The organism is Dysgonomonas reticulitermitis, from assembly GCF_054601275.1.
This window is the reverse complement of sequence record NZ_BAAHWU010000046.1, coordinates 1-23,298: the sequence shown is the minus strand read 5'-3', so window position 1 is coordinate 23,298 and position 23,298 is coordinate 1. Positions and strand designations below refer to the sequence as shown.

Sequence of the window (23,298 nt, the reverse complement as noted above, 5' to 3'; positions counted from 1 at the left end):
CAACTTTTGTTATTTTGTCGTTTTTCAACAGGTTTAAAGCTATCCGGTTTAATAAAGAGTAGTTTTGAGCTGCAAATCCGTTTCTTTTGCGACTGCTATCTTCATTGAAACCAACATCAAGTACCCAGATTGGCTTACTTATTATGTGGATTATTTCGTACACCAGGCATACGGTTCCGCTACTACCTCGGCGCTGACTAACCGTGTTACCGGAACCATTAATAAAATGACCAATTGGATTGCTCAGGGGCTTATTACTAAGGAAGAAATAGTACGTCGTTGTATTGTGACCGAAAATTTCGAGTCGTATGCAAGTTCCGGCGGAGGGATATTGGTGCAGTCGTCGTTTGTGTATGCCCCTACCAGTGGAGCGCACGCAGGAGTCGTACAACAAATTGGCGGTTTTGGCATCTATCGTCCTACTTTCGATTACAATCAGGGCAAAGGAGATTACAATGGTTCGCCTGAATATTATTTTTTGCGGCGAGGCATAACCAATCTGTATCAGGTATATAATGAAAGCCGGGAAAAATAATCTTGACTAATTAAAAATAAAACAGATATGAAGAGCAAATATAAATTTCTAAGTATAATAACCGCTTTATTGGGAATAATATTATTTACCGGCTGTAATAACGCGGAATACGACATAAAGGATAACAGCGTTTATATAGCGGAAGCAACATCGGCTAAAGCTGTCAATGTTGCGATGGAAGTCGCTGGAGCCGATGTCAATGTCGTTGTTAGGTTGGCCAAGCAGGTGGATTATGATGTGACGGTATCTATAGGGCTTGACACAAGATTAATAGAGGATTATAATGTAAAAAACAGTACTGAATATGTATTGGTTCCCTCCGGGCATTTTTCGATGTCGGCAGACGCCTCGGTAACCATCCCTGCCGGAGATATAAGCGCTACCTACAAGGTGCATATCGAAAACTTCGATACACAGGGTAAACTTTACGCTTTACCTGTAGTTCTCAAGAATGTAATAAAAGGCGAAATTATCCAATCGGCTACCCAATCGCAGCTTCTTTATCTGATAGCCAAGCCTTTGATTGTTTCTGTACCCGTAATGAAAGGCTATAATAGCGAAGGGGTCAAGGTACATCCTGACCAGGACTGGGATATCCGCACGAAAGAGTGGACGATAGAGGCTTGGGTACGCATGTCGGCTTACAGTAAAAACAATCAGGCTATATTCGATAACTGGGGCGACGGATTGACAGAGGTTTATATCCGTTTTGGAGACGCTAACGCCCCATACAACTATTTACAGGCAAAAACACTTGGAGGACAGGTACAGACAGAGCGAGATCTGGTTGCCAATAGATGGTACCACTGGGCTTTTGTGTATGATGGTACTACGTTTTCTATTTATCGTGATGGCGAATTGAATATCAAATTCAACCCTCCGGCTCCTCAAGGTCCTGGCGGAACAGTGGAATTCCAGACGCTTACAATGATTGGGAGTGGAGCAACCTATTTTCCCGACCAGTGCGCCATGAGTCAGGTACGTTTCTGGAAAGTAGCCCGTACTCCGAGCCAGATTAAAAACAACATGTATTATGAAGTAGATCCTACTAACTCTGATCTTATCGGTTATTGGCCTATGAACGAAGGTAGCGGCAATACCTTTACCGATATTACCGGTAAAGGAAATAACGCTGTAGCCGGATCGCATATCATACAACGATGGGAAAATAATATTCGTTTCGATCAACAGTAATAATCAATCTTGATATTAGGTATTAGAAAATGAGGTAATTGATTATTTGAGAGCGGCGGGTTATTGCCGCTCTCTTTTTAACTATAATCTCTGAATACAAAACAAAAAAATATATATTCGTATAATATGCTTATTATGTTGTCCTGTAAGGACACTTTGGCGTTGGATTCCTCTACCTAAGGCGTTGCCTTGGGTTAATTTATACACTCCCCTCGGGGCATTGGTGGAAACGACAGGTTGATAGCCTGATATAATATAGCGTATGGTAACGCCTACGTGTGGATACTCCCTAAAGGAGTACGTCCTGTAATAAGGGCAATATAAAGAAATCTTTACTTATATAAATATTTTTGTCATGTACTAATAAAAAAATAAATATTATTCTTATATTGAGCCATAGTATGAAAAACAATACACCACAACAGATTTCTCCAATCCGATGGGTTCCGTCGGTCTATTTTGCCATGGGATTACCATTCGTAGTCCTGAATATGGTTTCAGTTCTGATGTTCAAAGGAATGGGAATATCCGATGCACAAATTGCTTTTTGGACGTCGTTGATTATGCTTCCCTGGACATTAAAGCCTTTATGGAGCCCGTTTCTGGGAATGTTCAAAACAAAGAAGTTTTTCGTTGTGCTTACTCAGATTGTCACGGGTATCTGTTTTGGGCTGGTAGCATTGGCATTACAGATGCCGCATTTTTTTGCAATAGCTATAGCTGTCCTGTTTATTATAGCTTTTAGCGGTGCTACTCACGATATTGCAACCGATGGGGTCTATATGCAGGAGTTGGATAAAGAAAAGCAAGCTAAATGGATTGGCTGGCAGGGTGCTTTTTACAATCTGGCGAAAGTTGTAGCTTCCGGAGGATTGGTATGGCTTGCCGGTTACCTGATAGGGCATTTTGGTACAGCCAATGCTTGGATGAGCATTATGGGACTGTGTGGAGTAATTATGTTCCTTTTAGGCATTTATCATATTAAAGTGTTGCCTACTGGAGGTACAGCTTCGGGCGAGGCGCACTCTTTCGGTGATGGAATGAAAGAGCTGTGGGAAGTAATCCGTAGTTTTTTCGCCAAAAAATATATTATCTGGTATATTTGTTTTATAATCCTTTATCGTTTCGCCGAAGGGTTTGTTATGAAAATTGTTCCTCTATTCCTGAAAGCGCCTATTGCAGAGCAAGGATTGGGGCTGACAGAACAAGAAATAGGATTGTATTATGGAACATTCGGCGCGATAGCCTTTATATTGGGGTCTCTTCTGTCAGGTTACTTTATAGCACGGATCGGGTTGAAGAAAGCATTATTTCCTCTTTGCTGTACATTCAATATCCCTTTTGCAATCTATCTGTTACTAGCAATATTCCAGCCATCTGAAGGTTGGTTGATAGCTTCGGGAATCGCTTTTGAGTATTTTGGCTATGGTTTCGGTTTTGTCGGTCTTACTCTTTTTATGATGCAACAAATTGCTCCCGGCAAATACCAGATGGCACATTATGCTTTTGCTACCGGTATAATGAATCTTGGAGTTATGCTTCCCGGCATGCTCAGTGGATTTATCAGTGATGCTATTGGGTATAAGAGCTTCTTTCTTTTTGTACTGTTTGCCACTATCCCGGCTTTCCTGATAACCTATTTTGTGCCTTTTACTTATGATAATAAAAAGCAAATGTAATTAATATTGAAATAAAACAAATATAAACAACAATATCAAATGAAACAAATACCTTGGGAAAATCGCCCTGTCGGAAGTAACGATGTTATGTGGCGTTATTCAAAAAATCCTATAATCGACCGATATCATATTCCGACATCGAATAGTATTTTCAATAGTGCTGTAGTTCCCTTCGAAGATGGATTTGCTGGCGTTTTTCGCTGTGACAACAAGTCTGTGCAGATGAATATTTTTGCCGGTTTTAGTAAAGATGGTATTAATTGGGATATTAACCATGAACCAATCCAATTCAAAGCCGGAAATACTGAAATGATAGATTCCGAATATAAATATGATCCACGGGTGACCTGGATTGAAGACCGTTATTGGGTTACTTGGTGTAACGGTTACCACGGGCCTACTATCGGTATCGCATATACATTTGATTTTAAGGAATTTTTTCAATGTGAAAATGCTTTTCTGCCTTTCAATCGTAATGGAGTATTGTTTCCTCAGAAAATAGATGGGAAGTATGCCATGTTGAGCCGTCCGAGTGATAATGGGCATACTCCATTCGGTGATATTTATATCAGCTATAGTCCTGATATGAAATATTGGGGGGAACATCGTTGCGTGATGAAAGTCACTCCTTTCCCCGAATCGGCATGGCAATGCACAAAGATAGGGGCAGGCTCAGTGCCTATCCTGACAGAAGAAGGTTGGTTGATGTTTTATCATGGGGTTATTACAACTTGCAACGGTTTCCGCTACTCTATGGGGGCGGCTATTTTAGATAAGGAAAATCCAGCTAAAGTATTATACCGTACTCGTCCTTATCTTCTGGCTCCGGCAGCCCCTTATGAATTGCAGGGGGATGTGCCTAATGTTGTATTTCCTTGCGCTGTGTTGCATAATCCTGAAACAGGGCATGTTGCTGTATACTATGGGTGTGCCGATACTGTTGTTGGTCTGGCATTTGGATACATAAAAGAAATAATAGAGTTTACCAAGCAGAATTCAATTATATAAAAATTAGACTTTTAAAATAATACGATGAAATCTTATATATATATATTACTTACCTGTATTTGTCCATTGTTCTGTAATGGACAAATAAACATTGTTAAAAACGGGATTCCCAAGTCACGTATTATTGTTGATAAGCAAGACAGCACAGATCTTAAAGCGGCTTTTCTTTTGCAAGACTTTACTAAACGTATAAGTGGTGCAACAATAGAGGTATTAGGTAAAGAAAGCCGCTTTAAACCGGGAGATATTTTAATCGGATCGTTTCAGTTACCTGTTTCGGGTGTTGATCTCAATCGAATCGAGGAAGATGGTTTTTATTTATCAACCAACGATCCTTATATACGTATAATCAGCAATGACGGTAAAGGATCTATATATGGAGTAGTGAGTTTGCTGGAAGATTATTTTGGTGTTCATTATTATGCAAAAGATATTTATACCTTAAATGAACGGAAAAATATTGTTGTTCCGGCAGGCTTAAACCGGATAGATAATCCCGCTTTCCGGCATCGGCAGACAACTAGTTATGGAAACGAAGATCCTGTCTATAAGGTTTGGTTTCGTTTAGAAGATCCTAAAGAAATGTTTGCTTCTAATTTGTGGGTACATTCATTTAACAGGATTCTTCCGTCGGCCGTTTATGGAAAAACTCATCCGGAATATTATTCTTTCATTAACGGAAAGAGGCAGCCTGGAGAGCATAGCCAATGGTGTTTGACTAATCCGGAATTATTTGAAGTAGTTGCGGGGAAAATTGATTCCATCTTTAAAGTGAACCCCGGGTCTAAAATGGTATCAATAAGCCAAAATGACGGAAATGATACATATTGTACCTGCCCTCAATGTAAGGCTGTGGATGAATATGAAGGCTCTCCTTCCGGAAGTCTTATCCGTTTTATGAATAAACTGGCGGAACGTTTTCCTGATAAAGAGTTTTCTACGTTAGCTTACCTATACAGTGTACAGCCGCCCAAACATGTAAAACCGTTACCGAATGTAAATATCATGTTATGCGATATAGATTGCAAACGTGAAGTACCTATTACGGACAATGAGTCAGGGCATGACTTTATGAAAGCATTGGTAGGATGGGGTAAGATATCCAATAATATATTTGTCTGGGATTATGGTATTAACTTTGATAATATGGTATCTCCATTCCCTAATTTCCATATTTTGCAAAAAAATATACAAGAATTTAAAAAGAACAATGCCACCATGATTTATGAACAGGTCAATGGTGTGAAGGGTACCGATTTTTCGGAAATGAGAGCTTATATGCTGGCTAAACTGATGTGGAATCCCGAGTTGGATACTGATTCATTGATGTTATCATTTATGAATGGTTATTATGGTAAAGCTGCTCCGTTTTTATATCAATACCAAAAGATCATGGAAGGTGCGCTTTTAGGAAGCCATATCCCTCTGTGGATATATGACTCACCTATTTCGCATAAAAATGGTATGTTGAGCCCTTATCTGTTGAAGACATACAACGAATTATTCGATAAGGCCGAGAATGCAGTAAGAGATGATGAAGCCTTATTAAAAAGAGTGCGGCTATCACGTCTTCCTTTGCAGTATTCGGAATTGGAGATTGCGCGGACTTTGCCCGATAGTAACAGGGATGACCTTATAGCTAAAGTAGCCCTGTTCAAGGAAAGAACATCCGAATATGATGTAAGGGCATTGACTGAAAGAGGAAATCCTCCATCAGAATATTGCGATATATATCTGAAACGTTTTCTTCCAGGAGAAACGAAGAACATAGCAAAAGGAGCTAAAATAACCTGGATAATTCCACCTGCTGAAAAATATAAAACGCTGGGCGAAAGCGCATTGACTGATGGACTTTTTGGAGGAACAACGTATGTTGAAAGTTGGGTAGGCTGGGAAGGAACAGATGCCGGATTTATCATAGACCTTGGTGAGGAAAAATCGTTCCGTAGCGTCGAAACAGATGTCCTTCACCAATTGGGTGCTTGGATATTATTGCCTGCGAAAATCAGTTATTCCACCTCGTCGGATAATAATACTTTTACTGATATGGGTTCATTTGAATTCCATGAAGACCGGGATTTGGCTGTTAAGTTTTTCGAAGGGAAAGTGGTCTCAAATCAGCCTGTTCATGCCCGGTATATTAAAGTCTTTATAAAAGGAATAGGAGATTGCCCTCCGTGGCATTATGGCATTGGACATCCGGCTTGGTTCTTCATCGATGAGGTGGTCGTACATTAGAAATATAATGATAGTTAAGAATTGGGATATGAATAAAAAACATTTCTGGGTAATAGCAATATTTATATGGATATCCACGGCGAGTATATTTGCTCAGGAAAAACGGTCGTACAAGAATCCCAGGTTGAGCAGTAAAGAGCGGACTATCAATTTATTATCCATGATGACATTGGATGAAAAGATCGGTCAATTACGTTGTCCATTGGGATGGGAAATGTACGAAAAATCAGGGAATAAGATAAATCATTCCCTTAAATTTGAAGAACTGATAAAAACACAGCATATAGGAATGTTTTGGGCTGTATACCGGGCAGACCCATGGACTAAAAAGACCTTAACCAACGGGCTAAATCCCCAACTTGCGGCCGAAGCGGGTAATGCTATGCAGCGTTATGCAATGGAGGAAACCCGCTTGGGAATCCCCGTATTCATAGCTGAAGAAGCTCCTCATGGACATATGGCTATAGGTGCAACTGTTTTTCCTACCGGTATAGGACAAGCTTCTACTTGGAATACGGATTTATTGGAACAGATGGGAGCCATCATTTCAAAAGAAATCCGCATGCAGGGAGGACATATAAGCTATGGACCTGTGATCGATATTTCCCGTGATCCCCGTTGGTCGAGGGTAGAAGAAAGCTTCGGAGAAGACTATGTATTGAGTGCACAGCTGGCAACCGCTATCGCTAAGGGAAATGGAGGTGGAAAATTACAAGATCCGTATAGTACTATTACTACATTGAAACACTTTATAGCTTATGGCATTCCTGAGGGTGGGCATAATGGAAATTCAGCTATTGTGGGTAAGAGGGAATTGCTCGAGGTTTTCTTGCCTCCGTTTAAGGACGCGATGGATGCCGGAGCATTGTCTGTTATGACAGCATATAATTCTATCGACGGGATTCCTTGCACATCTAATAAAGAACTGCTGACAGATGTGTTGCATCATGATTGGAACTTTAAAGGTTTTACAATTTCCGACCTGATAAGTATCGACGGATTGATGGGAAATCATCATGTGGCGGGAAGCCTTGAAGATGCCGCGGCATTAGCTATCAATGCCGGAGTTGATGTAGACTTGGGTGGCAATTCTTTTGCAGAATTAGTGAAGGCTGTGAAAAACGGAAAAGTGGATATTGCAACAATAGATACAGCCGTATATCGCGTATTGAAACTGAAATTTGATATGGGGTTATTCGAGAATCCATATGTAGATCCGGCATTGGCTCGGAAAACGGTACGTAATCCGGAACATATAGCTCTGGCCCGTAGCGTAGCCCGGGAGTCGGTCGTATTATTAAAGAACAAGGGTAGCATACTGCCACTGGACAAAAAATTAAAACTTGCAGTGATAGGGCCTAATGCTGATAATCCTTATAATCAGCTAGGTGATTATACTGCTCCACAGGAGAGAAATGATATAAAAACGGTACTTGACGGAATTAAATCTAAATTACCGGATTCTCAAATAGAATATGTAAAAGGATGCTCTATTCGTGATACATTACATGCTGAGATCGACAAAGCGGTGGAAGCCGCCAAACGCTCCGATATTGCTGTGTTGGTGGTTGGCGGTTCTAGTGCGCGTGATTTCAAAACAGACTATCTGGAAACAGGCGCTGCCATAGCGTCTACCCAAACTCTTAGCGACATGGAGAGCGGCGAAGGCTTTGATCGGGCAACTCTCGATTTATTAGGTAAGCAATTAGACTTGCTAAAAGCTGTAAAAGCTACAGGTAAACCGATGATTGTAATATATATACAGGGGCGTCCCTTGAATATGAACTGGGCGGATGAACATGCCGATGCACTACTTACGGCTTGGTATCCGGGGCAAGAGGGGGGAACAGCCATTGCTGATATTCTCTTTGGCGATTACAATCCGGCAGGAAGATTGCCAATATCAGTACCCCGCCATGAAGGGCAAATTCCTGTCTATTATAACAAAAAAAATCCACGGGGACATAATTATGTAGAAATGTCAGCCGATCCTCTCTATTCGTTTGGATACGGCTTAAGTTATACCCGGTTTGAATATAAGGATATCAAGACAGTACAAAAGGGGAAAAATAGTTTTGAAGTTCTGTTTAGTTTAAAAAATACAGGAAGCTTGAGTGGTGACGAAGTTGTGCAGTTATACTTGAAAGATGATATAGCTTCGGTCGTGCAGCCTGTTAAACAACTGAAACATTTCAGGCGTATACATCTTGATCCTAATGAAGAAAAGACTGTGTCTTTTACCTTAACTGCTGACTATTTATCGATCATTGACGACAAACTTGAAAAGACAGTGGAACCGGGATCGTTTACTGTAATGATAGGAGGCTCATCGACAGATATAAGGCTGACAACTCGGATTGAAGTAAACTAAAGATGAAAGTAATATGCCATCCGATTTTTTGGATATTAGCTTTCTTATTTTTTTTTTGGTATATTTATAGCTCAGGAGAAAGAATGGAGCAACGGGATTCTGATAAATGAAATAATAGAATTTACCGGGCAGAATTCGATCACATAGATAAAAAAATTAGACATGAAGATTAAAAAAGCTTACAGGTTGATCCAGTACCAAAATTTCAAGCATATTATTGGTTTATGCTTTATTAGTTCGTTTCTACTTTTTTCTTGCCAGGAGCAAAAAGAAGAAACTGTTTCGTTGACACAATATGTTGATCCATTTATAGGAACAGGGGATCATGGGCACGTCTTTATGGGAGCGAACGTGCCTTTCGGACTTGTTCAACTAGGGCCGACACAAATAACACAAGGGTGGGACTGGTGTTCAGGTTATCATTATTCCGATTCTACTATTGTCGGTTTTGGACATATGCACCTGAGCGGAACAGGTATCGGTGATCTGGGGGATATATCCCTCATGCCGGTGATGGGTGAAGTAAAGTTTGCTAAAGGAACTTTACCCGATCCGGAGAGTGGTCTTTATTCTTTCTTTTCGCATAAAAAAGAAAAAGCCAAACCGGGATATTATTCTGTCCATCTTGATCGTTTTGGTATCGATGTAGAACTTACGGCTACGCAGCGGGTAGGTTTCCATTCATATACATTTCCCCGGTCTGATAAAAATCCGGCCATTGTGATTGATCTTGAAAGAGGTATTGGTTGGGACAATCCTACCGAAGCTTTTATAAAGCAGGAAAACGATTCTACTGTATCAGGCTACCGTTATTCCAAAGGTTGGGCTAAAGATCAGCGAGTATACTTTACCGCTGTGTTTTCTCAACCAATAAAAGCGTTCTCAATCTTCGATACTGTACGGATAAACGACGCTCGTAACGAAGAAATGAGAAGTGTTTTTGGACGGGTTGATTTTGAGAATAACATCACCGGGCCGTTGTTGGTAAAAGTAGCACTCTCACCGGTAAGCACAGAAAATGCTAAGCTGAATATGCAGCAAGAGCTTCCACATTGGAATTTTGCTCAGACAGCTACTGATGCTGATGCCACGTGGAATAAGCAATTGAGTAAAATCAAGGTAGATACTAAAAATGATGTAGACAAGCGGATATTTTATACCGCTATGTACCACACGATGATTGCACCCTCTGTCTTCAATGATGTAAATGGCGATTACAGAGGCGCTGATACGGAGGTGTATAATGACAAGACCTTTACCAATTATACAACATTCTCGTTGTGGGATACTTATAGGGCAGCACAGCCTCTAATGACAATTATTCATCCTGAAATCGCAGAAGATATTGCTAAGACATTCCTTAATATATACAAGCAACAGGGTAAATTACCTGTGTGGCATTTGGTTGGAAATGAAACGGACTGTATGGTTGGTAATCCGGGCATACCTGTATTAGCCGATCTGATATTAAAAGGCTACAAGGTAGATGAAGAACTGGCTTTTGAAGCCATGAAAGCTTCTGCAATGCTGGATGAGCGGGGGATGAACTGGCTGAAACAATACGGTTATATACCTTATGATAAAGAAAGTACATTCGAAACAGTAGCTAAAGGTCTTGAATATGCCTTAGCCGATTGGTCTGTAGCCAGAATAGCAGAACGACTGGGCAAAACCGAAGATGCAGCTTATTTCACAGAAAGGGCGAATTCTTACAAAAAGTATTTTGACAGGAATACGCAATTTATGAGAGGTTTGTCTTCAACGGGTAAATTCAGGGAACCATTTAGCCCGTTCCATTCTGCTCATATGGAAGATGATTATACCGAAGGCAACGCGTGGCAATACACGTGGCTTGTGCCACATGATGTACCCGGTCTTATAGAGCTGTTTGGAGGAGAAGAGGCTTTCATATCCAAACTGGATTCGCTGTTTGTAGTACATGGGGATATGGGAGCAAAAGCATCTGCCGATATTACAGGGCTAATAGGCCAGTATGCGCATGGAAACGAGCCGAGCCATCATATTACCTATCTTTACCCTTTTGTAGGTCAGCCTTGGAAAACGGCAGAAAAAGTGCGGGAAATATTTTCGACGATGTACTTCGATTCTCCTGCCGGACTTTGCGGTAATGAAGATGTAGGGCAAATGTCGGCATGGTATATTATGTCTTCGCTAGGTTTTTATCAGGTAGCTCCCGCAGGGGGAGTCTATGTCTTCGGAAGTCCTTTGTTTGATAAGTCTACAGTGGATGTAGGCGACGGGAAACTATTCACAATTGTTGCTCATAACAACAGCGACAAGAATATATATATTCAGTCTGCCAAACTAAACGGTAAACCTTACACAAAATCATATATTAATTTCAGCGACATCAAATCCGGAGGAACTTTAGAGTTTGAAATGGGCAATACCCCTTCCCTTACATTTGGTGTCGATAAATCTGACAAGCCATGAAGAAACTGTTTTATGCTATAATATCGCTAATCATGTTATTTGCTTTAAGCCTTTCTGCTCAAAAGCGAGTGATAGACTATGTTGATCCTTTCATTGGTTCGGAAAACTTTGGGGCTACCAATCCCGGGGCTGTTTGTCCGCAAGGATTAATGTCGGTAAGCCCGTTCAATGTGATGGGATCGGAAATGAACCAATATGATAAGGATAAACGCTGGTGGTCGACTCCTTATACCCATGTCAATAAATATTTTACCGGATATTCCCATGTCAACTTGAGCGGTGTTGGCTGTCCCGATATGGGCAGCCTCTTGCTGATGCCCACAAGTGGAAAGTTGGAAGTAGATTACCACAACTATGGAAGTACTTACACGAACGAACAGGCTTCGCCCGGATATTACTCTAATGTTTTGAGTAAATACGGTATAACAACGGAAGCTACGGCTACTTTACGCACGGGAGTTTCGCGCTTTACTTTTCCAGCGGGTGAAAATCATATTATACTCAATCTGGGTGAAGGACTAACCAACGAAACCGGTGCTACGGTACGTAAAGTAAGTGAGACGGAATATGAAGGTAGTAAGTTGTTAGGATCTTTTTGCTATACGCAAAACCAAGCAGTATTTCCTATCTATTTTGTTGTAAAGGTAAGTAAGCAGCCTGTAAAAAGCGGATATTGGAAACATATCCGTCAGGGAGAAGAGTGGGAAAACGAATGGAATACCGATGCCGGTAAATATAAGATTTACACTCAATATTCGAAAGAAATGTCGGGAGATAATGTTGGTGTTTATTTTTCGTACGATTGTGCTAAAGATGAGAAAATAGAGGTGCATGTGGGAGTTTCGTTTGTTAGCGTGGAAAATGCCCGGCTCAATCTTCATACAGAAACCAAAGACAAAAATTTTGATATTATTCATTCCGAGGCCCGTGAAGCATGGAACAGCGACCTCTCGCGTATCTTGGTTGAAGGCGGAACTGATCAACAAAAGACTGTTTTCTATACAGCCCTTTATCATACACTGATACACCCTAATGTTTTAAACGATGTGAATGGAGAATATCCCGCTATGGAAAGTCCCGAAATAAAGACGGTACAAGGCAACCGCTATACTGTTTTTTCGCTTTGGGATACTTATCGTAATGTGCACCAACTGATGACGCTGTTGTATCCCGACCGGCAACTGGCAATGGTACAGACAATGATAGATATGTATAAAGAGTCGGGATGGTTGCCTAAATGGGAACTGTACGGGCGTGAATCTTTAACTATGGAAGGAGACCCATCTATTCCTGTTATCGTAGATACATGGATGAAAGGTCTTAGAGACTTTGATGTGGAAACAGCCTATAAGGCGATGTATAAATCGGCTACCAGTCCGGGTATAACGAATATTTTACGCCCCGATAATGATGATTATATGGCTTTGGGATATGTCCCTATTCGCGCTCCGTTCGACAATTCTGTATCGCATGCATTGGAATATTACATAGCCGACTGGGCGTTGGGGCAATTAGCCTCTGCTTTGGGTAAAACAGCCGATGCCGAATTGTTTCATAAACGTTCTTTGGGTTACAGGAATTATTATTGTAAAGATTTCGGGACATTCCGTCCCAAGAATCCTGACGGTACTTTTTATGAGCCTTTCGATCCACTGCTAGGTGCTAATTTTGAACCGAATCCCGGTTTTCACGAAGGAAATGCATGGAATTATACTTTTGCTATTCCATACGATGTGCCGGGACTTATAAAGTTGATGGGTGGAAATAAAAAATTCACACAGAAATTACAATCGGTTTTTGACAACGGTTATTTTGATATTACGAATGAGCCTGATATCATCTATCCTTATCTTTTTACCAATATCAAAGGAGAAGAATGGAGGACTCAATATCATGTGCGTCGGTTATTAGACAAATATTATACTACTAAGCCCGATGGGATACCAGGCAATGACGATGCAGGAACAATGTCCGCGTGGGCAGTCTTTAGCATGATGGGTATTTATCCTGATTGTCCGGGAGAACCATCCTACACATTGACAAGTCCCGTGTTCGACCGGATAACAATAAAGCTTGATGAACGCTATTGGAAACAAAAAGAACTGGTTATAGACGTAAACAGAAGCAAACCGGAGGATATATATATAAAAGCTATAAGATTAAACGGAAAACTATTTAAAACTTATAAAATATCTCATGAAGATCTTATAAACGCAGGGAGAATAACTTTTACTTTAATTTCGAGGAAATAAGTCATAAAACTCTGATTATATTGAGACTGTAAATTAAACTGTGTCAGTAAAAAATAATAATTTATTTTTTACTGACACAGTTTAATTTACAGTCTCTCAGTTTCTGAATCCAGCCTACTATTTTAGAACATGTATCATACACCGCTAAAGGAAGAGAATCTTCCATCTACACGCTGATAATAAATCCACTTGAGAAACTAATATCGGATAATAAAGAACCAGATAGGCAAAAGACTTATGTAATGATCTACCGTAATGCACAACGTATATTAAGGCTCATCAACCAATTGATGGATGTACGGAAACTGGATAAAGGTCAGATGCGGTATTTTATGGAGTGTCTCCGAAGGAATATGTAAACAAGAACTTGTAAAGGGGAATAATTAGATAAAAATTAGAGTAATTTCTCTTACGTATCTTATTGTAGAAATTAACACGTAAACGTTGATGCCTATGTGTTGGTTCTATTCTTAGTTAAATCCTTTTCCAGTAATATCTTTTCAATGTCCGGTATAGAATATATATTCTACGCTTATTGTATATTAAGCGATATTCAAACATCTGTAATACAAACATTTAACTAAAAATAATTTTCATAATATATTTATTTTACGAAATGAAATCATATATTTGTACTTAGTACAATAAGTATTGTCTTGATACCATGAAAACAAATTTTATACATACCCACGTCTCTGTCGATTGTGTTGTGTTTGGCTTCGAAGACGACCATCTTAATATACTGTTGGTACAACGCGATGTAGATAAAAAAGGTAATAAAGACTTGAAACTTCCCGGAAGTCTTATATATAACGAGGAAGATGTTGACGATGCTGCAAATCGTGTATTATTCGAACTTACAGGGATAAAAAAAATGTCTCTCAAGCAGTTTCGTTGTTTTGCATCGCCGGACAGAGCAAGTAATCCTGATGATAGGAAATGGCTGGACTTTGAATATCAGCCAAATATTAACAGGCTGATTACTGTTGCATATCTTGCACTCTGCAAAGTGGACAGGAAGTTGAATAATGTATCAAAGTACAAGCAAACAGAGTGGTGTCCGATAGACAAGATTCCGCAGATGCCCTTCGATCATAATCAGATTGTGAAAGAGTCGCTGGTTGAAATTCGCCGATGGATAGAATATAACCCGTCTATCGTTTTCGAATTGCTCCCTCAAAAGTTTACTATAAGCCAACTGCATAAATTGTATGAGGCAATATATAATAAGAAAATCGATATACGTAATTTCCATAAAAAAGTGGCAACGATGAGCTATGTGATCCCTCTCGACGAAAGGCAAAAGGATGTATCGCATAGGGCTGCCCGCTATTTCAGGTTTGATAAGAAATCGTATAATAAACTGAAAACAAGTATTTAATCTATAAAGAAATCAATCATAAAAACACACAGCCATTATGTATTTATTAGGATATGACATAGGTAGTTCGTCCGTAAAGGCTTGTCTGGTAAATGCCGATACCGGAAAAATAGTAGCCTCCGATTTCTTCCCGAAAGAAGAAATGAAGATTGTTGCCGTTAAGTCGGGTTGGGCAGAACAAGACCCTGCCGATTGGTGGACAAATCTGAAACGGGCTCATCAGTCGGTGATGCAGAAAGCCGGAGCTAAAGGTGAAGATATACAGGCGATAGGCATTACCTGGCAGATGCACGGACTGGTTCTTGTAGACAAAGATAAGAACGTGCTTCGTCCGTCTATTATCTGGTGCGACAGTCGTGCTGTTCCTTATGGCGAAAAAGCATTCAAAGCCATTGGCGAAGAAAAATGCCTGAGCCATTTGCTTAATTCTCCGGGTAATTTCACAGCGTCGAAGCTGGCTTGGGTAAAAGAAAACGAACCGCATATCTATGAAAAGATAGACAAGCTGATGTTGCCGGGTGACTATGTTGGTATGAAGCTGACAGGCGATATTGTGGTCACTATAGAAGGAATGTCGGAAGGCATGTTCTGGGATTTCAAAACAAATACATTGTCAGAAGACGTATTGAATTATTATGGAATACCTAAGAGCTTTTTCCCCGAAATCAAACCTATTTTTGGTATTCAGGGCTATGTTTCGTCAGGAGCTGCAAAAGAACTGGGATTGAAAGAAGGTACTCCTGTCTCGTACCGTGCAGGCGATCAGCCTAATAATGCACTTTCCCTAAATGTATTCGAACCGGGCGAAATCGCTTCTACAGCAGGAACTTCAGGTGTTGTATATGGGGTATTGGATCAACTGAACTACGATAAACTTTCGCGTGTAAATACATTTGCTCATGTGAATTATACTCCTGAACAGATACGCTTGGGTGTCTTGCTTTGTATCAACGGTACAGGCATTCTTAATTCTTGGCTGAAGCGTAATCTAGCGCTAGAGGGACTTTTGTACGGAGATATGAACGATTTGGCTGCTCAATCGCCGATTGGGGCAAAAGGGATTAGTATTGTTCCGTTCGGAAATGGGGCAGAGCGTGTGTTGGAAAATAAAGATATAAACTGCTCGATACACGGAGTTAACTTCAATATTCACGACAAAAAAGATATTCTTCGTGCGGCTCAGGAAGGGATCGTATTCTCTTACGAATATGGAATGGAGATCATGCGCGAAATGGGCATGAATATATCTACTGTAAAGGCCGGATATGCCAATATGTTCCTGAGTCCGATTTTCTCACAAACACTATCCAGTGTGAGTGATGTTACTATCGAATTGTACAATACGGATGGTGCTGCGGGTGCAGCAAAAGGTGCAGGTATTGGTATCGGGCTGTATGCTACACCTCAGGAAGCCTTCTCTTCATTGGAGATGTTGGCTGTTATAGAGCCGGAACGAAATAAGAAAGACCAGTACCGCGAGGCATATTCGCGTTGGCGCGACTTGGTAGTTAAAGGTTAAGAAATATTCATTATTAAATAAAATATCAATCATGGAAATTTTAAAAGGAACAAAAGAATTCTTTCCGGGTATCGGAAAGATTAAGTTTGAAGGAAAAGAAAGTAAAAACCCTCTGGCATATCGCTTCTATGACGAAAATAGGGTAGTGATGGGCAAGTCGATGAAAGACTGGACTCGTTTTGCTATGGCATACTGGCATACATTGTGTGCTAATGGTGGTGATCCGTTTGGTGGAGCTACAATCCATCATCCATGGAATATTGGCAATGATGCTATCAGCCAGGCTAAATATAAGATGGATGCTGCATTTGAGTTTATGACAAAGCTGGGCATCAATTACTACTGTTTCCATGATGTAGACTTGGTAGATGCGGGCAATTCTTGGACAGAATATGAAAAGAACCTGCAAACGATAGTTAATTATGCGAAGGAAAAACAAGCCGCTTCGGGTATAAAACTTCTTTGGGGTACAGCCAATGTGTTTAGCCACGAAAGATATATGAACGGTGCTGCTACAAATCCGGACTTCAATGTTGTGGCATCGGCAGGAACTCAAATCAAAAACGCGATTGATGCTACTATTGCATTGGGTGGATCTAACTATGTATTCTGGGGTGGACGCGAAGGCTATATGAGTTTGTTGAATACAGACATGAAACGCGAGAAAGATCATTTGGCACAGATGTTGACAATGGCTCGTGACTATGCCCGTAAAAATGGATTTACAGGTACATTCCTTATTGAGCCTAAACCGATGGAACCAACAAAACATCAGTACGATTTTGATTCGGAAACAGTTATGGGATTCCTTCGTTACTATGGTCTGGATAAAGATTTTAAAGTAAATATAGAGGTGAATCACGCTACTTTGGCCGGACATACGTTCGAACATGAATTGCAGGTTGCCGCCGACGCAGGATTGTTGGGTAGTATCGATGCCAATCGTGGAGATTATCAGAACGGATGGGATACAGACCAATTCCCTCTCGATATTTATGACTTTGCAAATGCATGGTTAGTATTGCTATCTTATGGCGGTCTTGGTAACGGGGGTATAAACTTCGATGCTAAAATTCGCCGTAATTCTACAGATATGGACGATCTGTTTATAGCTCATGTATCAGGCATGGATGTGTTTGCACGTGGTTTGTTGGTAGCTGCTGATATTCTTGAAAAATCGGACTATAAACAATTACGCAAAAATCGTTATGCTTCGTTTGACGGAGGCGATGGAAAAGCATTCGAAGATGGTAAGTTAACTCTTGAGGATTTGCGTACAATAGCACATAAAGTAGGCGAGCCTAAGCAGATAAGTGGCAAGCAGGAGCTTTACGAAGCTATTGTAAACATGTATATTTAAAATACAGATACAAGTAAACGAGATACAAGTAAGTAAGGCTTGTGTCTCGTGTCTTGTCAACTTGTTAACTAATAAAGAACCAATGAAAAACGAAGTAAGTAAATCATATACACTAAAACTAACTCTGATAGCGACACTGGGTGGCCTTTTATTCGGATACGACACAGCTGTTATATCGGGTACGGTAGAGTCCCTTCGCTATTTCTTTATAGAACCGATGGACTTGTCTATGAACGAAGCCAATGCTATGGAAGGATTTGTGATAAGCAGTGCGCTGATAGGCTGTATTTTTGGTGCAGCTATTGCAGGTTGGATCAGCCAAACTTTCGGACGTAAAAAAGCATTGTTCGCAGCAGCTGTTTTATTCCTGTTGGCAGCTATAGGTTCGGCATGGCCCGAAATCGGATTCCATATGCCTTCAGCCGGAGATCATTCATTTGTTTATCACTTTGTAGCCTATCGTATATTAGGCGGAGTAGGAGTTGGCATTGCCTCTATGGTATCACCTATGTATATTGCGGAAATTGCTCCACCCGAAAAACGGGGAAGCTTGGTTGGGTTCAATCAGTTTGCTATCATATTTGGCATGCTTGTCGTGTATTTTGTTAATTACTTTATAGCTAAACAAGGCGATACAGAGTGGCTGCATACAATAGGCTGGCGATGGATGTTTGCTTCTTTGTCCATTCCTTCCTCTATCTTTTTCCTATTATTGTTTATTGCACCCGAGACTCCAAGGTGGCTTGTCATGAAAGGGCATACCGAAAAAGCCGAAGGCATTCTTACCAAGCTTGTAGGCAGTGCAATGGCTAAACAGGAAATTGTTGAGATTAAGCGTAGTTTCGATAATGAAAAAACTGTATCGTTGAAACCTTATTACAGGTTTATGATGACTTGGCTTATTTTGTTTGTCGTTGGTATTATATCCTTGTCGTTGGCTAATATTCCGAGTACATTGGAAATATCTATGATAGTGAGTTTTATTATAGCACTATATGTTCCTGTCAAATCTTACGGATTTGCTATTATAATAACCGGAGTGCTATTGTCTGCCTTCCAGCAGTTTGTAGGTATTAATGTTGTACTGTACTATGCTCCCGAAATATTCAAGAGTATGGGTTCGGGGACAGATTCAGCTCTTTTGCAAACTATAATAGTGGGTGTCATCAACTTGTCGTTTACCGTTCTGGCAATAATGACGGTCGATAAGTTTGGGCGTAAACCCCTGCTTATTACAGGAGCTTTGGTTATGGCTGTATCTATGCTTGGCTTGGGTACATCGTTTTCGCAAGGATTGCCAAGCGGGCTGAAGTTGATGTTTATGCTTGCTTATACAGCCGGTTTTGCAATGTCGTGGGGACCTGTTTGCTGGGTGATGTTATCTGAAATATTCCCTAACTCGGTTCGCTCTAGTGTGATGTCTATAGCCGTAGCAGCACAGTGGGTTTCTAATTTCTTGATTTCATGGACATTCCCTATTATGGATAAGAACGATACATTGATGAGCGTATTTAATCATGGATTTGCATATTGGGTATACGGATTCTTTGCAGTGCTTGCGGCATTGTTTGTCTGGAAACGCATACCGGAAACCAAAGGAAAGATATTAGAAGATATGGAGAAACTTTGGAAGAAATAAATTTGTTATAAATTCATTTTGGACTTACACTCTTGATTTGATGTTAATAATGTTCTGATGGATTTTTTTCTATAAATAATTTGAAATAGCAAATGGGGCTGTCCCAGTAGAGGTTGGAAGATTTCAATATATCATATATTATTGTTTATCAATTCAATCGTTTATAATCAGGTTGGTAAATATATTTTATGACACTGAGTACCATTGAACAGACACTGAGTATCACTGAGTTTTTTTAGTCTCAGTGATACTCAGTGTAACTGTTTTTTTCTGATAAAATAAGTTGTAATTAACGGATAGTTAATGCTATAAAATCTTCCGAACACTCCTGGGACATCCTCTGCCTATTTTAATTTGCCCAATATTTTGATAATTACTATCTTTGTAGCGAACATAAAAATACTCCAATGAGAATAAACAATTAATAAGTTGGTTTCATTAAACCGACACCTTGAATTTTAAAAATAGTTTTCGGTTTAACCGGTCTTTTTCCAAGACTCTTATTAATTGTACAACATGAGTATTATTGTCAGTGATATTTCGTATCACTATTTTAATCAAGAATCATTATTCGAGCATGTTAGTTTTTCTGTCTTGTCAAACAGAAAAGTTTCTCTTATAGGCAATAACGGGACAGGAAAATCAACATTGTTGAAATTATTAGCCGGGAAACTTATTCCTTCTTCCGGTTCTGTCCAGTGTTCATCAAAAGCATATTACATTCCACAACAAATCGGTATTACAGGGCAAAGTGTAGCAAAGGCACTTGGCGTTGCCGAGAAGATAAATGCGTTGCATTCTATCTATAATGGGAGTACAGAGCATATTCATTACGATCAATTAGCAGACGATTGGGACATTGAATCGCGATGTAGGTCGGCGCTTGATTTTTGGGGATTAGCGGATATTGATCTGAATACATCTGTTGATATATTAAGCGGCGGAGAAAAAAGCAAGGTGTTTTTGGCAGGATTGTTAATTCATAAGCCGGATATTATTTTGTTGGACGAACCTACGAATCATCTGGATCAGACAAGCAGGCAAAAGTTTTATGACTATATTTTTGATTGTAGAGCTACTGTTGTAATTGTTAGCCATGATGTTACGCTTCTAAATAAATTAGATTCGACCTATGAGCTGTCTGCAAAAGGAATTAAACTTTATGGAGGAAATTATACTTTTTACAAAGAGCAAAAAGATATTGAGGAAGAAGCGTTGGTGCAGAAAATCAACTCTGAGGAGAAACAACTTCGGGCTGCACGCAGAAAGTCTCAGGAGATGAAAGAAAGACAAAATAGAAGAATAAAGCAAGGAGAGAACAGTTCGTCAGGAACTCCTCGCATTGTGTTGGGGATGTTGCAGGAAAGTGGAGAAAATACTCGGGCAAAATTGAATGAAAAGCATTCAACTATTATTGCCGGCAGCCAGCAAAAACTTACAGAATTACGACAAAAACAGCAGGCTAATGTTGAACTTAAAATAGATATTAAAGATGCTCAATTACATAATGGTAAATTACTATTTGCGGCTATCAATACGAATTTTGGATATACGGAAGATAAACAGATCTGGAAAGATCCATTAAACATAGAAGTCCGTAGCGGCGAACGTATTCGTATAATCGGAGATAATGGCACAGGTAAAACAACATTTGTAAGGTTACTGATGGGAGAACTCTCTCCGTCAGAGGGCGAAATAAAGCGGTCGGATTTTTCATATGTCTATCTCGATCAGCAATATAACCAAGTGCATAAGGATATAACAGTTTTAGATCTCGCGCAAGAACATAATAAAAACAATCTGTTAGACCATGAAATAAAGTTGAGGCTTAACAGGACTTTATTTCTGCAGGATGCATGGGATAAGAATTGTCTCTATCTTAGTGGGGGCGAACGTATGCGACTTTATTTATGTTGCTTGATGATTTCAAATCAGATTCCCGATATCTTCATTTTGGATGAACCTACAAACAATCTCGATTTGGCGAGCCTGTCTATACTCACCAATACAGTAAAGACCTATCAGGGAACTATTATCGTCATCTCTCACGATCAAAATTTTATTGATGAGATTGGAATAACAAAAGTAATTGAGTTGAAAAATTAGTTTGATTATCTCAATTAATCTATTGAATGCCTGGAAGAAATTTTTCTATATCCGATACATTAGCATCTTTTAGCAGCACCCGTTTGTCCTCGTCTAATAAGTAGAGCGAGGGTATTGCCCTTAATTCATATAACTTGTGTTTCTCTATTTGTCGCCCTTTATCGTAACCTGTGATCCAGTTAGCCTGTATTTCGTTTAAATGTTTTTTTCATAAAATGAGATCAGCATCGGTATAAACTGCCAGAGTAGATAATTTTCTATTTTTTAGTAGTTCTTTTATTTTTTTTGAAGTTCTCAGTAACTGTTAGGGAATTTCATTTTATTCTGTTTGTAAAAATTCTAATCATAGCTAATTGTGTGATAGTCCGATTTGCTGTTTTATCCAATCTACAATAGGTTGTCCACTATAGCCACCATCTGCAATTATTGCTTTTATAGTTACCCAAAACTTCTGTTTGAGTAGAGGTAATACTAATTTGATTCCGTTTCGGTCTTGAACGTCAGCTCCATGTACTAAAACCAATAAAAGACAACCCAAAGTATCGGTTACAATATGACGTTTGTGCCCTTTTATTTTCTTGCCCGCATCATAGCCAACTTCCTGTATGCAAGTATGTGCTGTTTTTACAGATTGGCTATCAATGATGCCAACACTAGGCTCTCCTCCTTTTGTGTGATTTCCGCTCTCTTTCATTCAATTTATCCAAAATATCTTCAAATAGACCATTGTATTTCCACTTCTTAAAATAATAATACACAGCTGACCAGTGCGGAAAGTTTTTAGGTAGCATACGCCATTGACAGCCTGTTTTGACTAAATAAAGAATAGCATTCCAGATAATACGGAAATCATGTTGCCGTTTTCTGCTATCATCTAGTATTTTTTCTATAAATTGCCACTGGGTATCGGTTAAATCAGTCGGATAATTTTCATTCATTGTATATTTAATGACTTGGTAATCTTAAATTTACGAATAAATATCCACTTAAACAACTGATACCCAACGTCTTTGATTGAATCATAACGCTTTATGATAATTCCTAACAGTTACTTAGGTTTACTAGATTTCATATCCTTCGGATAGACTATTATTTCTAAATCTTTCTTTTGAGTGATATCTAACAAGTCCTTTTCGCGCAACAATACTACATCCATATAGCTGCTATTGTATGATGTCTTCGCATCCGACTTCGTAAACAATACATCTGCTCTCTTACTTTGACTCTCCTCACGTCCGTCAATAGTATATTGATCTATAAGATCATTATCATCAAAAAGTTGGATTACCAAATCTCCGTCATAGTTCTTTCTTATATCTGATTCGTTCAAGTTCAAAGCTCCTGAAGATGTTTCCAGTACCGGAACTTTCTCATATGCAGGATGTCCCTGCCATACTTTTATCTGCTTCCCTACAGGTGACGAAATATTTATATTTATGATTATCCGTATTTATACCTAAACTCATTTTTATAGCTCACGCAAGCTATGAGCAATCTGCCAAAGAGTGCCTCTCCAAAATATCTCCGGTTGAATTTGTAGCAAAATTCGTCCAAGTAGTTTT

At 39.6% G+C, this 23,298-nt stretch carries 16 protein-coding genes and 2 pseudogenes; 13 read left to right on the top strand and 5 right to left on the bottom strand.

Features of this window, described 5'->3' with window-relative positions; all coding sequences use genetic code 11:
• Positions 1–130, bottom strand: a pseudogene (locus tag ACYPZI_RS12990) (ISAs1-like element ISPto5 family transposase); the annotation flags it as partial.
• A gap of 15 nt (positions 131–145) precedes the next feature.
• On the opposite strand from ACYPZI_RS12990, the gene ACYPZI_RS12985 reads away from it, so the two are divergent.
• The 13 genes from ACYPZI_RS12985 to ACYPZI_RS12925 all read left to right on the top strand — a co-directional run bounded on the left by ACYPZI_RS12985 (position 146) and on the right by ACYPZI_RS12925 (position 21,736).
• A complete protein-coding gene (locus tag ACYPZI_RS12985; protein WP_459602285.1) occupies positions 146–535 on the top strand; it encodes a glycoside hydrolase family 18 protein in 390 nt (129 codons plus the stop codon).
• A 27-nt stretch (positions 536–562) separates the two neighbouring features.
• On the top strand, positions 563–1,729 hold the full coding sequence (locus ACYPZI_RS12980) for a DUF1735 and LamG domain-containing protein (RefSeq protein ID WP_459602283.1): 1,167 nt from the start codon (positions 563–565) through the stop codon (positions 1,727–1,729).
• A gap of 401 nt (positions 1,730–2,130) precedes the next feature.
• Entirely contained in the window at positions 2,131–3,408 is a 1,278-nt protein-coding gene (locus tag ACYPZI_RS12975) for an MFS transporter (protein ID WP_459602281.1), read from the top strand.
• A 39-nt stretch (positions 3,409–3,447) separates the two neighbouring features.
• The gene (locus ACYPZI_RS12970; protein WP_459602279.1) at positions 3,448–4,416 is read left to right on the top strand and encodes a glycoside hydrolase family 130 protein; all 969 of its coding nucleotides are present in this window, start codon (positions 3,448–3,450) and stop codon (positions 4,414–4,416) included.
• Positions 4,417–4,440: 24 nt separating this feature from the next.
• Positions 4,441–6,654 (top strand): DUF4838 domain-containing protein, encoded by a 2,214-nt coding sequence (locus tag ACYPZI_RS12965; protein ID WP_459602277.1) that lies wholly within the window; start codon positions 4,441–4,443, stop codon positions 6,652–6,654.
• Positions 6,655–6,682: 28 nt separating this feature from the next.
• On the top strand, positions 6,683–9,025 hold the full coding sequence (locus ACYPZI_RS12960) for a glycoside hydrolase family 3 N-terminal domain-containing protein (RefSeq protein WP_459602275.1): 2,343 nt from the start codon (positions 6,683–6,685) through the stop codon (positions 9,023–9,025).
• Positions 9,026–9,187: 162 nt separating this feature from the next.
• The gene (locus tag ACYPZI_RS12955; protein ID WP_459602273.1) at positions 9,188–11,479 is read left to right on the top strand and encodes a GH92 family glycosyl hydrolase; all 2,292 of its coding nucleotides are present in this window, start codon (positions 9,188–9,190) and stop codon (positions 11,477–11,479) included.
• Complete coding sequence (locus tag ACYPZI_RS12950) at positions 11,476–13,731, top strand: GH92 family glycosyl hydrolase (RefSeq protein ID WP_459602271.1); 2,256 nt, start codon at positions 11,476–11,478, stop codon at positions 13,729–13,731. Before ACYPZI_RS12955 ends, ACYPZI_RS12950 begins: the two co-directional genes overlap by 4 nt.
• Positions 13,732–14,395: 664 nt before the next feature.
• Entirely contained in the window at positions 14,396–15,112 is a 717-nt protein-coding gene (locus tag ACYPZI_RS12945; RefSeq protein WP_459602269.1) for an NUDIX hydrolase, read from the top strand.
• Between the two features lie 37 nt (positions 15,113–15,149).
• Positions 15,150–16,631 carry a xylulokinase gene (locus ACYPZI_RS12940; protein WP_459602267.1) on the top strand — a complete coding sequence of 494 codons (1,482 nt, stop codon included), beginning with the start codon at positions 15,150–15,152 and terminating at the stop codon, positions 16,629–16,631.
• Between the two features lie 31 nt (positions 16,632–16,662).
• Positions 16,663–17,991, top strand: a complete 1,329-nt coding sequence (gene xylA / locus ACYPZI_RS12935) for a xylose isomerase (RefSeq protein WP_459602265.1) — start codon at positions 16,663–16,665, stop codon at positions 17,989–17,991.
• A gap of 82 nt (positions 17,992–18,073) precedes the next feature.
• Positions 18,074–19,630 carry a D-xylose transporter XylE gene (gene xylE / locus ACYPZI_RS12930; RefSeq protein ID WP_459602263.1) on the top strand — a complete coding sequence of 519 codons (1,557 nt, stop codon included), beginning with the start codon at positions 18,074–18,076 and terminating at the stop codon, positions 19,628–19,630.
• A gap of 516 nt (positions 19,631–20,146) precedes the next feature.
• Positions 20,147–21,736 carry an ABC-F family ATP-binding cassette domain-containing protein gene (locus ACYPZI_RS12925; RefSeq protein WP_459602261.1) on the top strand — a complete coding sequence of 530 codons (1,590 nt, stop codon included), beginning with the start codon at positions 20,147–20,149 and terminating at the stop codon, positions 21,734–21,736.
• Between the two features lie 349 nt (positions 21,737–22,085).
• On the opposite strand, the gene ACYPZI_RS12920 is transcribed toward ACYPZI_RS12925, so the two are convergent.
• The 4 genes and pseudogenes from ACYPZI_RS12920 to ACYPZI_RS12905 form a co-directional block, all read right to left on the bottom strand.
• Positions 22,086–22,430, bottom strand: coding sequence for a transposase (locus tag ACYPZI_RS12920; protein ID WP_459602259.1), 345 nt, complete (start codon positions 22,428–22,430; stop codon positions 22,086–22,088).
• Positions 22,390–22,674, bottom strand: coding sequence for a transposase (locus tag ACYPZI_RS12915; protein WP_459602257.1), 285 nt, complete (start codon positions 22,672–22,674; stop codon positions 22,390–22,392). Before ACYPZI_RS12915 ends, ACYPZI_RS12920 begins: the two co-directional genes overlap by 41 nt.
• 110 nt (positions 22,675–22,784) lie before the next feature.
• Positions 22,785–23,066: a hypothetical protein gene (locus tag ACYPZI_RS12910; RefSeq protein WP_459602255.1), complete on the bottom strand. Its 282-nt coding sequence runs from the start codon at positions 23,064–23,066 to the stop codon at positions 22,785–22,787.
• 110 nt (positions 23,067–23,176) lie between these two features.
• Positions 23,177–23,298, bottom strand: a pseudogene (locus tag ACYPZI_RS12905) (IS1595 family transposase); the annotation flags it as partial.

Excerpts from the sequence above, each read along its gene's own strand:
- ACYPZI_RS12980 (WP_459602283.1), top strand. The coding sequence starts at position 563 with ATGAAGAGCAAATATAAATTTCTAAGTATAATAACCGCTTTATTGGGA.
- ACYPZI_RS12975 (WP_459602281.1), top strand. The coding sequence starts at position 2,131 with ATGAAAAACAATACACCACAACAGATTTCTCCAATCCGATGGGTTCCG.
- ACYPZI_RS12970 (WP_459602279.1), top strand. The coding sequence starts at position 3,448 with ATGAAACAAATACCTTGGGAAAATCGCCCTGTCGGAAGTAACGATGTT.
- ACYPZI_RS12965 (WP_459602277.1), top strand. The coding sequence starts at position 4,441 with ATGAAATCTTATATATATATATTACTTACCTGTATTTGTCCATTGTTC.
- ACYPZI_RS12960 (WP_459602275.1), top strand. The coding sequence starts at position 6,683 with ATGAATAAAAAACATTTCTGGGTAATAGCAATATTTATATGGATATCC.
- ACYPZI_RS12955 (WP_459602273.1), top strand. The coding sequence starts at position 9,188 with ATGAAGATTAAAAAAGCTTACAGGTTGATCCAGTACCAAAATTTCAAG.
- ACYPZI_RS12950 (WP_459602271.1), top strand. The coding sequence starts at position 11,476 with ATGAAGAAACTGTTTTATGCTATAATATCGCTAATCATGTTATTTGCT.
- ACYPZI_RS12945 (WP_459602269.1), top strand. The coding sequence starts at position 14,396 with ATGAAAACAAATTTTATACATACCCACGTCTCTGTCGATTGTGTTGTG.
- ACYPZI_RS12940 (WP_459602267.1), top strand. The coding sequence starts at position 15,150 with ATGTATTTATTAGGATATGACATAGGTAGTTCGTCCGTAAAGGCTTGT.
- xylA (WP_459602265.1), top strand. The coding sequence starts at position 16,663 with ATGGAAATTTTAAAAGGAACAAAAGAATTCTTTCCGGGTATCGGAAAG.
- xylE (WP_459602263.1), top strand. The coding sequence starts at position 18,074 with ATGAAAAACGAAGTAAGTAAATCATATACACTAAAACTAACTCTGATA.
- ACYPZI_RS12925 (WP_459602261.1), top strand. The coding sequence starts at position 20,147 with ATGAGTATTATTGTCAGTGATATTTCGTATCACTATTTTAATCAAGAA.
- ACYPZI_RS12920 (WP_459602259.1), bottom strand. The coding sequence starts at position 22,430 with ATGAAAGAGAGCGGAAATCACACAAAAGGAGGAGAGCCTAGTGTTGGC.
- ACYPZI_RS12915 (WP_459602257.1), bottom strand. The coding sequence starts at position 22,674 with ATGAATGAAAATTATCCGACTGATTTAACCGATACCCAGTGGCAATTT.